Source organism: Desulfobacter sp. (genome assembly GCF_050177295.1).
Window position 1 is genome coordinate 1 of record NZ_JBFXHE010000090.1, and the last position, 12775, is coordinate 12775.

The 12775-nt window shown below is 45.9% G+C and carries 12 protein-coding genes and 1 pseudogene; 3 read left to right on the forward strand and 10 right to left on the reverse strand.

All coding sequences use genetic code 11. From position 1 onward, the window contains the following. The 3 genes and pseudogenes from AB7U36_RS08835 to AB7U36_RS08845 form a co-directional block, all read right to left on the reverse strand. Window positions 1-883 (reverse strand): annotated as a pseudogene (locus AB7U36_RS08835) (V-type ATP synthase subunit A); the annotation flags it as partial. A 13-nt stretch (window positions 884-896) separates the two neighbouring features. Beyond that, window positions 897-1436, reverse strand: coding sequence for a DUF2764 family protein (locus AB7U36_RS08840; protein WP_428159420.1), 540 nt, complete (start codon window positions 1434-1436; stop codon window positions 897-899). Next, window positions 1433-2089 carry a hypothetical protein gene (locus AB7U36_RS08845; RefSeq protein ID WP_428159421.1) on the reverse strand — a complete coding sequence of 219 codons (657 nt, stop codon included), beginning with the start codon at window positions 2087-2089 and terminating at the stop codon, window positions 1433-1435. Before AB7U36_RS08845 ends, AB7U36_RS08840 begins: the two co-directional genes overlap by 4 nt. Before the next feature lie 717 nt (window positions 2090-2806). Here AB7U36_RS08845 and AB7U36_RS08850 point away from each other — a divergent pair. Further along, window positions 2807-4372 (forward strand): sigma-54 interaction domain-containing protein, encoded by a 1566-nt coding sequence (locus AB7U36_RS08850; protein WP_428159422.1) that lies wholly within the window; start codon window positions 2807-2809, stop codon window positions 4370-4372. A gap of 67 nt (window positions 4373-4439) precedes the next feature. On the opposite strand, the gene AB7U36_RS08855 is transcribed toward AB7U36_RS08850, so the two are convergent. The 6 genes from AB7U36_RS08855 to AB7U36_RS08880 all read right to left on the reverse strand — a co-directional run bounded on the left by AB7U36_RS08855 (window position 4440) and on the right by AB7U36_RS08880 (window position 10511). Then, on the reverse strand, window positions 4440-6662 hold the full coding sequence (locus AB7U36_RS08855; protein WP_428159423.1) for a dynamin family protein: 2223 nt from the start codon (window positions 6660-6662) through the stop codon (window positions 4440-4442). 11 nt (window positions 6663-6673) lie between these two features. Then, window positions 6674-7201 carry a YqgE/AlgH family protein gene (locus tag AB7U36_RS08860; RefSeq protein ID WP_428159424.1) on the reverse strand — a complete coding sequence of 176 codons (528 nt, stop codon included), beginning with the start codon at window positions 7199-7201 and terminating at the stop codon, window positions 6674-6676. A gap of 108 nt (window positions 7202-7309) precedes the next feature. Continuing rightward, on the reverse strand, window positions 7310-8761 hold the full coding sequence (locus tag AB7U36_RS08865; RefSeq protein ID WP_428159425.1) for a mannose-1-phosphate guanylyltransferase/mannose-6-phosphate isomerase: 1452 nt from the start codon (window positions 8759-8761) through the stop codon (window positions 7310-7312). Between the two features lie 10 nt (window positions 8762-8771). Then, on the reverse strand, window positions 8772-9683 hold the full coding sequence (locus AB7U36_RS08870) for an ArsR/SmtB family transcription factor (RefSeq protein ID WP_428159426.1): 912 nt from the start codon (window positions 9681-9683) through the stop codon (window positions 8772-8774). Window positions 9684-9713: 30 nt separating this feature from the next. After that, window positions 9714-10106 (reverse strand): universal stress protein, encoded by a 393-nt coding sequence (locus AB7U36_RS08875; RefSeq protein ID WP_428159427.1) that lies wholly within the window; start codon window positions 10104-10106, stop codon window positions 9714-9716. Window positions 10107-10235: 129 nt separating this feature from the next. Further along, window positions 10236-10511 (reverse strand): hypothetical protein, encoded by a 276-nt coding sequence (locus AB7U36_RS08880; protein ID WP_428159428.1) that lies wholly within the window; start codon window positions 10509-10511, stop codon window positions 10236-10238. Window positions 10512-10691: 180 nt separating this feature from the next. Here AB7U36_RS08880 and murJ point away from each other — a divergent pair, with 180 nt between their 5' ends. Next, window positions 10692-12281, forward strand: coding sequence for a murein biosynthesis integral membrane protein MurJ (murJ, locus tag AB7U36_RS08885; RefSeq protein WP_428159429.1), 1590 nt, complete (start codon window positions 10692-10694; stop codon window positions 12279-12281). Here murJ and AB7U36_RS08890 read toward each other — a convergent pair. Beyond that, window positions 12227-12418: a hypothetical protein gene (locus tag AB7U36_RS08890; protein ID WP_428159430.1), complete on the reverse strand. Its 192-nt coding sequence runs from the start codon at window positions 12416-12418 to the stop codon at window positions 12227-12229. The two genes, murJ and AB7U36_RS08890, sit on opposite strands and share 55 nt — an antisense overlap. Window positions 12419-12508: 90 nt before the next feature. Here AB7U36_RS08890 and AB7U36_RS08895 point away from each other — a divergent pair. After that, window positions 12509-12775: metallophosphoesterase family protein (locus tag AB7U36_RS08895; RefSeq protein ID WP_428159431.1), on the forward strand; the 267-nt coding region annotated here is incomplete at its 3' end.

Here is a 12775-nt window from a genome sequence, read left to right on the forward strand (position 1 = left end):
CCAGGAGGGATCTTCCTGTCCTGGGATCAATAAGTTTCGGAAACTCATTGATGGTTTCCACGATTTCACCGGCCCGTTCACCACAAGCGGCTATGATCACAATATCGGCTTGGGCATTCCGGCTTGTGATCTGCTGCAGAACGGTTTTTCCCGCCCCAAAAGGACCCGGCGTACAATAGGTCCCTCCTTTGGCAACCGGAAAAAGGGTGTCTATGATACGGATCTGGGTGATTAAAGGTTCACGCGGTTCCAGGCGCTCTTCATAGATCTCCACAGCCTTTTTGACGGGCCATTGAAACGTCATGGTAACGCAGTGCTCGTCTCCCTTCGGATCCTTTAAAACCGCTATGGTTTCTTTGATATGATACGCCATGGGAGGGGAGACGGCTGCAACTTCATATCTTCCCTTCAGATAAAACGGCACCATGATTTTATGGGTGATGATGCCCTCGGGAACGGTGCCAAGCGTGTCTCCGGCCTGTACGGTTGCGCCCTTTTTTGCAACCGGCGTGAATTGCCACAACCGGTCCTCATCAAGGGGAGGCAAATATTCCCCCCTTTCAAGAAATTCACCGTATTTGCCGGCAAGCTTTTCCAGGGGATTTTGCATGCCGTCAAAAAACTGCCCCAGAAGACCGGGGCCAAGTTCTGCCGACAAAAGGCTTCCCGTAAATTCCACAAGATCCCCCTGACGCAGTCCCCGGGTCTCTTCAAAGACCTGAAGATCGGCCCTGTTTCCTTTTATTCTGATGATTTCCGCCTTGAGCCGGATGTCGCTTTCACCTATCCGCGCATAGCCGATCTCGTTCTGCAGGACATTGTCCTCAAACTCAACAGTGATCAGATTCTTGTTTATGCCGTATATTTTGCCGGTACGCTTCATGGTCACCTAGAAGTTACAGGTTAATGTGGCCGGGTAAACAGGCAAGGATCGCTTCCTGTTTCTCCCATCCTTTTTGGGGATCAAGGTGCAATATCTTTTCGTTTATTTTCAGCTTCAACGCGTAACTGATCAGTTTTTCAAGATCAAAATAATGATTTGATTCCATTTCGCTCAGATAGTTCCATCTTGCCTGGTCCAGACGCTTTTCCGCACCATCCGGTGAATCCATTGAGAAGATATCCCAGGCAAATTTCACAGCATTTTGCCCATCCTCTCCTTTACGCAGGTATCTGCCGGCATCCCAGCCCAGTTTCCGGGCCCTGAGCCGGACAAGTTCATTGCGTATCTGCCGCTCCCGGTTATACCACTTTCTAAGAAAGGGCAGCGGCGCATGATTACTTGGAGAAAGTTGTGCAGATTGAAGAATGGCAAAATCTTTTGAAGTGAGTTCAAACCGGCACTGTGAAAAAAAATCCTTTATGGTTAACGGCAGCGGGGAAGCAAAAAAGAGAGATGGCAAAGAGGCAAGGGTATAATAATAGGCACGCCTCATTTGTGATCTCCGGGCTTCTTTTTTTTCATTCCGGCATCTGCAAGCAGGTTTTCAAGCCCGGGGGTAATATACTCTGATATGAGAGCGGCAACGCCTTCATCGGTGAGATCATAATAGATATGTTCATCCTTTACCCCGATTTTAAATCCTGCCCCGATATCCGGCTTTGCCTTCACTTCAATGCCTGTTTTCATCTTATCCTTGAATGCGGCAAGTAAAAATGAACATATGGCATCCCTGTCTTCATTGCTGACCCATATCTCAAATTCCCCGGCAGTCTCTTTTCCTTTGTTCAACCCGTTAAAAATTGCCGGAAACAGCGTCTCAAAGGTTGTGGTTTTGGACAGGATTACGTTGCATTCCTGTTGCAGGAGGGCGTAAAACGTACCCAATATTGATGTCTTCACACCGATCATGACGTCACGCGCTGCCTGTTCAAGGTTTTTCCGGAACCTGCTCTCTTTCCGGGCTATTTCATCCTTTGCTTTCTCCATTATCCCTTCCGCCTCCTGTCTGGCTTGTTTCAGGATAAGTGAAGCGCTCTCTTCCGCCTTGCTGATAATTTCTTCGGCCAAGGCTTCGGCTCTCTTGATACCCTCCGCCTGAAGCCTTTTTATGAGGGAATCAAGGTTAACCTCTGTCTGTTCTTTCATCTTTTAAATTATTCCCGCCTGAATCTATAATCTGTATGAAATTTCGGGGATGTTTCGCTTATTGAATCCGGGAAGCGTGCGGTTTATTCCACCGTATCTGTTTTCACCGTAAACAACTGTCATTGGCACTCTCCTCCCGCAGTGATTCCCATACGGAATGGGTAATCCATCCCAAATTCTTAAATGCAGTAGACAGTCTTTGGCCGAACAGGCTCTTGAAAGGAAGCCTTCCAGCCGTGTTCCAATATAGGAAAACCATTAGATCATTGGGCAACTCATGATTCATAAACAATTTTATTCTGAAAGGCATGTCAGCGCCCTGGATGGACAACCCATTGAATATATCAATCGCTGTCTGTCTTTCCTGATCAGAGAATGTTCTGAGATATATCATTTCTATTGACTCCATGGAAATCCCACCTTTTGCCTTTTTTGATTAAGGTTATACAGATTCTATGCCATGACAACAGATTTTCCTTTTTAAGTGTGTTTATATCACACCCCATCTCACGTACTGCGATGATAAGAGTTTCAATTTTCGTTATGACATACAGGCTTGCCATGTATGTTTATGAAAAAAGGGGCGGATCACCACTATCATATTTGACAGATTGTCTTTCAAATTTAGCAGATCGCTTAAAACTGTTTTATTTGGAAGTTTATCTGCTATACTCGCACAGCGGATCGTGTGAGTCAATGATCAAGCCTGGGGAGTCAATGATGAACATCAACGAAAATGTTTTTTTCAAACAGGGCACTCTGCACTTGTTCAGCAGCCTTGATAGTAATACGGCATTGCAGCGGTTTCTGGCATATCTTCAAACCGTTATGCCTGCTGACGGCATCCTCCTCGGCGTATATGATCCCGGAATAAACAAAGCCAGACTGCACGCAGTATTGTTTCCAGGGGATATGAAAAAACCCTCCAGAACCATTGACTTTCCCTTCCAGATGTGGAGTTTTTTCAAAGCAAAAATGCAGGAGGCGCCCGGAGTACACATGGTGAATGACATTGATTGCGAGCCTCCCGAGATCAAAGCCGTCTGCTCTTTAATCTGGAGTGAAGAAATTTCTCATATTCACATAGATCTCGAACTTGAAAACAAGCGCCTTGGCTATTTTATTCTGTTTGCAAGAGGTAAACACAGGTATGGGGAGGTCCATGGCTGTCTTGTCAATTTATTCCATGCCCCCTTGGTCTCCGCCATCAGTAATGTCATGAAGCACCAGGAGGTACAGCTTCTCCAGGACATGCTCAAAGATGACAACAAATACCTGAATCAAAAAATGATAGAGATGACCGGAGATACGATTATCGGCGCTGATTTCGGCCTGTCCGGTGTAATGCGGTTGATCAGGCAGGTTGCTCCCATGAACAGTCCGGTTCTTTTATTGGGAGAAACCGGTGTCGGTAAGGAGGTCATGGCCAATGCCATCCATCGCGGGTCCAGGAGAAAGGATCGGCCGCTGATTAAAGTGAACTGCGGCGCTATTCCCGAGGGTCTGATTGACAGCGAACTTTTCGGCCACGAAAAAGGTTCCTTTACCGGGGCTATTGCCCAAAAAAGAGGGCTCTTTGAAAGGGCACATACCGGCACGATTTTTCTGGATGAAGTCGGGGAACTTCCATTGGCAGCCCAGGTAAGACTTTTAAGAGTATTGCAGGAAAAGGAGATCGAACGGGTCGGGGGAACAACTCCCCTGTCGGTGGATGTGCGTGTCATCAGTGCCACGCACAAAAACCTTGAACATATGGTACTGACCGGTGAGTTTCGTAAAGATCTCTGGTACCGCCTTAACGTGTTTCCAATAATGATTCCGCCGTTACGGCAGAGGCCTGAGGATATTCCTGCCCTGGTGAACCATTTTATTGATAGAAAATCAAAGGAACTGAAAATAAGACCCTCTCTGAAATTGTCTGAAAACTACATGAGGCAGCTCCAACAATATGCATGGCCCGGTAATGTGAGAGAGTTGGAAAACGTACTTGAACGTGTGTTGATAACAGGGAATCTCCATGATGTTCTGCCTTCTCTTACCATACGAAAACCTGCATGGGATTGGAAAAGAGATCAGGACAGGGTGCCGGCCGATGATGTGGATGATATTGAAGCACTTGATCATTGGACACGAAAATACATCCAATCTATTTTAAAAAAAACTGAGGGACGAATTGAAGGCAAGGGTGGCGCAGCTGACAGGCTTGGCTTGCATCCCTCTACCCTCAGAGCACGGATGAAAAAACTGAATATTGCTTTTGGAAGAGTTGTAAAGTACATCTGATTACGGGGTGTTATCATTCAAATACAAAATAGATTGTATGCACCTGCTACAAGCGGGTTTCTACGGCTCACTCAAATGCACCTGCCCCAAAATCCATGCTGAATTCATCAATAAGCGCCCGTATCCGGATAATATCGTTTTCCGCCTTTTTTATCATGGCAAGATGCTGGTTTTTTTCCTCCTGTTTAAGGCAGAAAAGTGCATCCATATCCTTGTTCAAAGTTTCATACATGGTAAAACGTTGAAAAATTTTGTCTTTAAAATCCCGTGTTACCGCGTCTATTAAAGGGAAAAAATAATCCTGTTTCAAACTGCGGTGATAGGCGTTTATCTGCCGCTGCATTAGGGTCAGCGTTTTTTTCTTGATTTTGACAGCAGCCCTGTCAAGCCCGGGAGTAAAGGAAAATCGCACATGCTTGTCCATCATGGCAGATACACATAAAACCAATGAATGAAGACTGAAATCGGTCACGGCATTGGTCTGCATCATCCTGGTATATTCGGGCGAAAGAATCTGGTTCGGCAGATGCAGTCCTAGAATTTTTTTTATACTTTCAAGGTCAGCCGCCCTGGAATATTCTTCCTCTTCCTTGATCATTTCAAGGGAAAAGCGATCATCCTCCCGGTCCTCGGAAAAGCCCATGGTGACATAATCAATGCGGTAGGAATCCAGAAGCGATTTAAAATAGGACGCGATACGTTCCTCCTGGGTGCGCACCAGTTGTTTAAGTTCAGGGGCGATCTGTTCAAGAATAAAAAGGTCAAGCTCCCGCTTGAAGTCCTGGAACATCATATACAGAATCTGTTTAAAACCGGCGTCCTTCACAACTTCCTTATAAGGCTGTGAATCAATTTGGGCTTGCCGGATAAAATTTGTCACACGTGTATTGATATTTTCGCTGTCTTTGAGAAATGCATTTTTTAAGTTGGACTCAATCTCCCTGCGAAGCGCTGACACTGCGCCCATAACCGAGTTGTCCACAATAACCCTTAAACGCCTGGCGCTGCCTTCAAAATCGGTAAGACGCTTTCTGGCCCTTTCCTGATCTAAAAGCCCGGCGGAAAAGACATCAAAGAGGATCTGTGTTTTTTCGGCAAGAACATGGGTTACAATTTTAAGCCGTTCGATGTGATTGGCGTAAAACAGATTGAACCGGGACGCGTCAAACATCAGATTAAATCCTGCAAGAAACCGGGTATACTCTTTGGTGCAAAAAACGGTCATTTCCCGGTCCTCCTGCCAAAGCCCAAGGCGTTTCTTGTTTTTGGATGAAAGTCTTTTGCCAAGGGCATCAAAAAGCGTATACAGCGCTGAAAAAGAAAAAATCCTGACATCCGGCACCAAAAAATTCAGTTCCTGAATGGTTTTATCCCGAGTCATTTTCAGGTTGTCCAAGCTCTCATGCTCACTTAAATCACAGTTGAAAATGAAAAGAATGTTTTCCATCAGCCCAAAGCGTTTTATCTTTTTTAAAAATGACATGTCAGACTGGCGAAGCCCTGTGCGCGACGAGATACAGTAAACAATCAGGTTGGCAGCCTCAAGATAGGAAAATATTTTTCCAAGGACTGCAGGATCCGTGGAATCCGCACCCTGGCAATCGGCAATTTCAATGTTGGGATCAATGGTTTTTCCATACACTTCCAGGCACACGTCTTTGACATAAAAAGCCTTTGCCGGGTCCGCTGTAAACTGTTTGTGGACGTCAAACGCTTTGGTGTCAAAGCTGACGGTCTGTTCATCAGAGCCGATAACGTCCAGACAATGTCGATAGCCGTCAAGGGCATTGCGGATGACGACTGCTTCAGGGCGCAGTCCCCGGGAAGTAACCGGACATGCAGATACAATGGTATCAAAAATACGCCGCAGATGCTGCCGGTCCTGGGTGCGTCTGATATCAAAAGGCCGGGAGTCGCCCTTTCCGGGAAACATTTCCAGACAGCTTTCAATTTCCCTGTTGATGTTATCCCATGATTTAAAATGAATAATTGCCTTGTTTTTTTTACCCTTCCTGATACGGGTGGTCATGGATGTAACCACCCCTGCCCCGCGCTGAACCAGTTCTTTGCCCGAAATCGCGTTAATAAAAGTGCTTTTGCCTGACTTGATTACCCCGACCACGGCCACGCGCAAAATCCCTTCCCTGATGTGGGAAGGGATTTTGCTGCAAAGTTGCCTGCTTTCGGCAAGGCTTTTGTCAGAATTGTTTGAAACGGCTGCAAGACTGTCGATTACAGAGAGGGTATCAGAAACTAATTTTTCTATGGATTCTTGGGGGTGTAAAGTCATTGGCCGGCAAATCAGATCAGCATCATGGCTTTTTCATATTTCAGGTCCGGCTTGGTGTCAAACATGATTTCCCTGGACAGATCACAGGAGAGCCAGGCTGAATCGGCAAGTTCATTGTCTAACTGCATGGGGCCCCACCCGGCGCAGCCCAGAAGGATCATAAAGGTGTCAGGCCCCTGCCCCAGGGCAATGGCTTCCAGGATGTCCCGGGAATTGCTCAACGCCAGCCAGTCGGAAATTTTAAGAGTTTCATTCCACTGAAACGGGCCGCAGTGAAGTACAAATACCCCTGAAGGCTGGACAGGGCCGCCAAGGAAAATATTTATTTTATCAATACGCTGATTGCAGGGAATGCCCAAATCTTCAAAAAGCTCCCGGCCGGTGAGCAACGGGTGAACTTTATTAATAATAAAGCCAAGAGCACCGGATTCATTGTGTTCACAAAGACAGGAGACAGTCTGTGAAAAATTGGGATCCGGAAGACCGGGCATGGCCATGATGAATTTTCCTTTCATATTTTCCGTAATCTGGTCGTTCATCAATTCTTCTCCATGCTGCCGACCGGCATGTTATGTCCTTATTATTATCAGTTTAAATATTACAACCAGAGCATCAGTTTCAAATATTTTTATTTGATTTGCAATAATTTATTTATCGGTACCAGATTTTTTTTCACGTCCGTATATATCGTCAAACCTGACAATATCATCTTCCCCCAGGTATGGGCCTGACTGTACTTCTATCAGTTCCAAAAGAATTTTGCCCGGATTTTCAAGCCGGTGCATGGTGCCAAGGGGAATATAGACAGACTGGTCTTCTTTTAAAAGGATCTCTTCAGTGCCTTTGGTGACAATGGCTGTCCCGGATACAACGGTCCAGTGCTCAGCCCGGTGATAGTGTTTCTGCAAAGACAGCTTTGCACCGGGTTTTAGGGTGATGCGCTTTACCTGGTACCTGTCCGCCATATCTATGGTTTCATAATCCCCCCAGGGGCGGTAAACTTTGGCATGGGAAACAGCCTCCACTCTGTTTTGCGCTTTTAACTGGGTAACTATTTTTTTTACATCCTGAACCTGATCCCGGGGGGCCACCAGCACAGCATCCTTGGTGTCCACAATCACAAATTTTTCAAGGCCTACGGCTGCCACAAGACGGCTGTCAGAATGGATATACGTATCTGTGACATTGTGTACCAGCACATCCCCGCTGGTCACATTATTGAGTTCATCCTTATCACCGGTCTGCCACAACGCGTCAAAGGAGCCAAGGTCATTCCATCCGGCATCAAGGGCAATTACAACGCCCTTGTCTGTTTTTTCCATAACTGCGTAGTCAATGGAATCCTCTGTAATGGCTTCAAATGCCGTTTTGTCCACCCTGAAAAAATCCAGGTCCATGTTTCCATTTTTAATGGCTGTGCGGCATTTTCTAAGCATGTCCGGGGCAAATGCCCCAAGTTCGGAAATAACGGCAGAGGCTTTGAACATGAACATGCCTGAATTCCAGCAGAAATCGCCTGATTCAAGATAGGAAACCGCTGTATCATAATCCGGTTTTTCCACAAACCGGTCAATCATGAAGGCCGGATCCGGATTGTCGAGTCTGGTTCCTTTTTTTATGTACCCGTATCCTGTTTCCGGTGATGAGGGCACGATGCCGAAGGTGACCAGTTTTCCCTGCCGGGCCAGTTGCGCACCCGATTGAATGATGTCATGAAACGCTTCAATATTTTTAATTTCATGATCTGCAGGCAGTACCAGCATCACCGGATCCTGCTGATTCTCAGACTTAAGATCAGCATCAATAACCAAGGCGGCCAGGGCAATGGCCGGAGCAGTATTTCTGGCAGCCGGTTCAAGAATGATCTTAAAGTCTTTGATATCAATTCGGCGGATCTGCTCTGCGGTCATGAATCTGTGATTTTCATTGCATATAATTACCGGGTCGCCAAGATCGTTAAGGCCTGATAACCGCAAAAGGGTGTTCTGCAGCATGGTATGGGTGCTGCACAGATTAATGAGCTGTTTGGGGTACAAAGACCTGGACATGGGCCACAGCCGGGTTCCGGAACCGCCGGCAAGAATAACAGGATAAATCATTATTTTTCCATTATTTTTGTGCAAGATAAACAGTAAAGGTTAATGTCTTTTCAACGGGATAAGATTCAATATGCTTAAGATTGAAACCGGTTCTGCCCAGCCACTCTGAGATCTGCTGCCGGGTAAACCCCAGCCAGACGCCACCAATTATATCTTTGATCTGTTCCTGATCGTGTTTCAAAAAATCCGCCAGAAGAAATAAGCCCCCGGGGCTAAGGATCCGGTACACCTCCCGGATCGCTTTTTCAGGTTCGGACACATGGTACAATACCATGCTCATCAGCGCCGCATCGGCCTCCTGTTCACGCATGGGAAGATGTTCCAGCTCTCCTATGCGAAGCTCTAAATTCGGCCTTTCGGGCAGTCGAAGTCTTGCCTGTTCAAGCATTTCGTGAGAGGCATCCACACCGATCAGGGTCTTGTCACCCCTGCCAAGGAGACCGGCAAGCATCTCACCAGTACCGCAACCAAGATCGGCAATAATCAAAGCGTCCTGAAGATGGCGTTCAAACACAGGGTTGGGATTAAATTCGCCAAGAACCGTTTTTTTTAAACGGTCCCACCGCGGGGCAGCGGTTCTGAAAAAGCGTCTGGATCTGTTTTTTCTCAATACAATACATTGCTGTGTACGAGCAAGATCGTCCTGCAATACCGGGTCGTTTTCAAGCTGTCTTAAGGCAAGGAGAACAAGTTCCCGATTGTATCCGTTTTTGTCCGTGGCATAATAAATAAAACTGCCGTCTTTCCGTGAGACCAGGAGCCCGGCGTCAAGCAGAATTTTTAAATGCCGGGACACCCCGGACTGCACCATGCTCACCACAGAGACAATTTCATTTACATTGAGTTCAAAATGCTCAAGGATAAACAAAAGCCGCAACCGGGTAGGATCAGATAAGGCCTTAAACTGTTTAATTATGTCCATAAAAGCGCTGGGTAACCCATGAAGTGGTGTTTACCTTACGGTGACAACCGGGCAGTCCGCCTCTAGTATCACTGTTTGAGCCGTGGAACCAAACAATAGTCTCCCCACATTTGAACGGCTTTTTACGCCAATGATAATTTCATCCACATCTTTTTCATTTGCAAATACAACAATATCCTCTCCTGCCTCCATACCACGGATCAAAAGATGTTTTTCACAGGCGATTCCCTGGGCCTTGAAAAAAACTTGCGCCTGGTCTAGGTTGTTTTCTGCTTCCAGAATTTTTTTCTGGTCCTTTTCAGTCCCCTCTAACATTGAGGTGACAACCAGTACCGTAGCATCAAACGCCTTTGCATGTTCAGCCCCAAGCTTGAGCAGATCCTGACCGATATTGGTGCCTTTATATCCAATGAGAATTTTCATATAGCTCCTCCTCCCCCTCTTTTTTCGTCACTTATTTTTGTTAACCCGACATCAAAAACGAACAACAATAATTGAAAAAAACAATGCGTTAAAATAATGGATCAAACCATGTTTAACAAGGCCAAAAAGTCAATCCTTGCGGATAAAGGTACCGATAATCAGCAGGATGATACCCAAACCTGTTAAAACCCCTGCAAGATGAATCTCATAAAAAAATGAATACAATATATTATAAAGCGTATCATTGGAGATCCGGTTCAGAATTTTATCGGTAATTCCTTCAAAAAAAGTGGAAATGGTCATGATGGAAAGAAAACCGGCTGCGCCCATAAATTTGGAAAGCAGAGCAAACAATCCAAGTACAAGACCGGCAATAATTGAGAAAATTCCCAGCTTTGAGGTCATGATTTTTCCTTGATTAAATTGGGTTTTAAAATTTGCGGGCCTTAAGGTTTAGTGCTGTCATCTTTATGCGATTCATTGTATATGCAGGCTGTGTTTCGGGTCAAACGATTTCAGTCCGTCTTTTACCCGGGTATATTTTATAATAGGCACTATGATAAAGCTTGCACTGGATTTCAGACTATGACACAGACTTCCACCTTTAAAAAAATCGGGGTTGCATCATTTATTATGATGGCATCGGTATTTTCCAGCAGGATCATCGGTCTTGTGCGCGAAACAGCCATTGCCTGGATGGGCGGTGCAAGCGCAGGCGTTGACGCTTACCAGGTGGCGTTTGTGATTCCTGAAATTTTAAACCATGTGGTGGCGTCAGGTTTTTTATCCATTACTTTTATCCCCATCTTTACCCAGTATCTTGTTGAAAATAACGAACAGGAAGGATACCGGGTTTTTTCCGTTATTCTCAACTGCTTTGGTGCCGGTCTTTTGATTTTTATCTGCCTTTCCATGATTTTTGCTCCGGAACTGATTTGCGTCCTTGCACCGGGACTTAAGAACGGCCCGGCCTTTGACCTTGCCGTACGCATGACCCGGATCATTATCCCGGCCCAGTTTTTCTTTTTTGCCGGGGGACTGTTCAATGCCGTACAATTCTCAAAGGAACGGTTTCTTTTCCCGGCGCTTGTACCATTGGTATACAATACCGGCATTATTGCGGGCGGGATACTTCTGTATCCGGTTCTGGGCATGGAAGGATTTGCCTGGGGTGTGCTTGCAGGCGCTTTCTTCGGCAGTTTCCTGCTTCAGTTGTTTGGGGCGAAAAGGGTGGGGCTCATCTATATGCCAAGTTTTAATTTCAGGCATCCTGATGTGCTCAAATATGTATTGTTAACTTTACCCCTGATGCTTGGACTGACCATGACCTTTTCCACGGAAATCCTGATGAAATTCTTTGGCTCGTTTTTAAACGAGGGAAGCATTTCAGCCTTGAATTACGCCCTTCGCATCATGTTCATACTAGTGGGGCTTTTCGGCAATGCCGTTGGCGTGGCCTCTTATCCGTTCATGGCAAAAATAGCTGCACAAAAAGATTTTTCCGGCTTAAACACCATTATTAACCAGACCCTTAAATATATCTTTATTGTGATGCCATTTTCAGTTGTCTTTATGATTCTCAATAAAGAAGTTGTGGCTATTTTATTCCAGCGCGGAGCCTTTGACGCCCATGATGCGGCCCTGACATCAGGGGTACTGCCGTATTTCATGGCAGGAGCATTTGCATTTTCCGCCCAGACCATTGTTTCCCGGGGGTTCTTTGCCGTTCAAAACACATTGTTCCCTGCCCTTTTTTCCACGGTGTGCGTGGCATTAAGCCTGCCGTTTCTCTATGTTGCAATGACAGCCATGGGAATCAAAGGCGTGGCCTTGGGCCTGTCTTTGTCCGTGTTCATTACCACAGTCGCTCTGTTTGAAGTGTGGAGCAGGAAAACAAAAAACGCAGGACGATCTGAGGTATACGCTTTCTTTGGTGTAATGCTGCTGGTCAGTATCGTGGTCTGGCTGATTTTAAAAGCTATATATATTGAAATTATTCATCTGATCCCGGTCTCCGGTTTTTTTACCCATATATTCATATGTATTATTGTCGGCATATTATTTCTGATCATTCTGGCAGGTATTGGAAAAGTCTTTAAAATCAGGGAAGTCAACACGCTTTATGCCAAGGTGCTGGCAAAAACCGGTCTGATTGAAAGCCGTTCAAACACCTGATAGCGTTTGTCCACGGCATCCTCCACAGCCCGAACAAGCCGGCTGCTTTGCAAAAGCGTTCGAACAGCGGCAATATCTGCGGACAGAAACCGGTCCTTTGTCATGCAGGGCACCTTGCTTGGGTATCTGCTTTGCAAACAAGGTTGTGATTGCCGGCAAAATCGCATATAACGCCTGAAACAGGTCTTATTTTTACTTACCACTTACATCCCCTTTAAGGAGGAGCGATGCGTATATATGCAGTTGCGGACATTCACGGAAAACCCGAACATATGGAATCCATTTACAGGATTTTAGACCAGTACCATCCGGAGTTGATTGTTATTCCTGGTGATATGACCCATTTTTTCAACTGGTCCACGGTCCTTTCCCAGCTTGATAGCCTGCCGGTTCCCGTTCTGGTGGTCCGGGGAAATACGGATTTTAAACGCATTGAACCCCGGATACAAAAAGCAGCCAACATCAAGCTGTTAACGGAAACGCCCCTTCAGATC

What these genes read in the sequence shown, in the direction of transcription:
- AB7U36_RS08850 (WP_428159422.1), top strand. Translation starts at nt 2,807, where the DNA reads ATGATGAACATCAACGAAAATGTTTTTTTCAAACAGGGCACTCTGCAC.
- AB7U36_RS08860 (WP_428159424.1), bottom strand. Translation starts at nt 7,201, where the DNA reads ATGAACGACCAGATTACGGAAAATATGAAAGGAAAATTCATCATGGCC.
- AB7U36_RS08880 (WP_428159428.1), bottom strand. Translation starts at nt 10,511, where the DNA reads ATGACCTCAAAGCTGGGAATTTTCTCAATTATTGCCGGTCTTGTACTT.
- AB7U36_RS08845 (WP_428159421.1), bottom strand. Translation starts at nt 2,089, where the DNA reads ATGAAAGAACAGACAGAGGTTAACCTTGATTCCCTCATAAAAAGGCTT.
- AB7U36_RS08870 (WP_428159426.1), bottom strand. Translation starts at nt 9,683, where the DNA reads ATGGACATAATTAAACAGTTTAAGGCCTTATCTGATCCTACCCGGTTG.
- AB7U36_RS08855 (WP_428159423.1), bottom strand. Translation starts at nt 6,662, where the DNA reads ATGACTTTACACCCCCAAGAATCCATAGAAAAATTAGTTTCTGATACC.
- murJ (WP_428159429.1), top strand. Translation starts at nt 10,692, where the DNA reads ATGACACAGACTTCCACCTTTAAAAAAATCGGGGTTGCATCATTTATT.
- AB7U36_RS08865 (WP_428159425.1), bottom strand. Translation starts at nt 8,761, where the DNA reads ATGATTTATCCTGTTATTCTTGCCGGCGGTTCCGGAACCCGGCTGTGG.
- AB7U36_RS08875 (WP_428159427.1), bottom strand. Translation starts at nt 10,106, where the DNA reads ATGAAAATTCTCATTGGATATAAAGGCACCAATATCGGTCAGGATCTG.
- AB7U36_RS08840 (WP_428159420.1), bottom strand. Translation starts at nt 1,436, where the DNA reads ATGAGGCGTGCCTATTATTATACCCTTGCCTCTTTGCCATCTCTCTTT.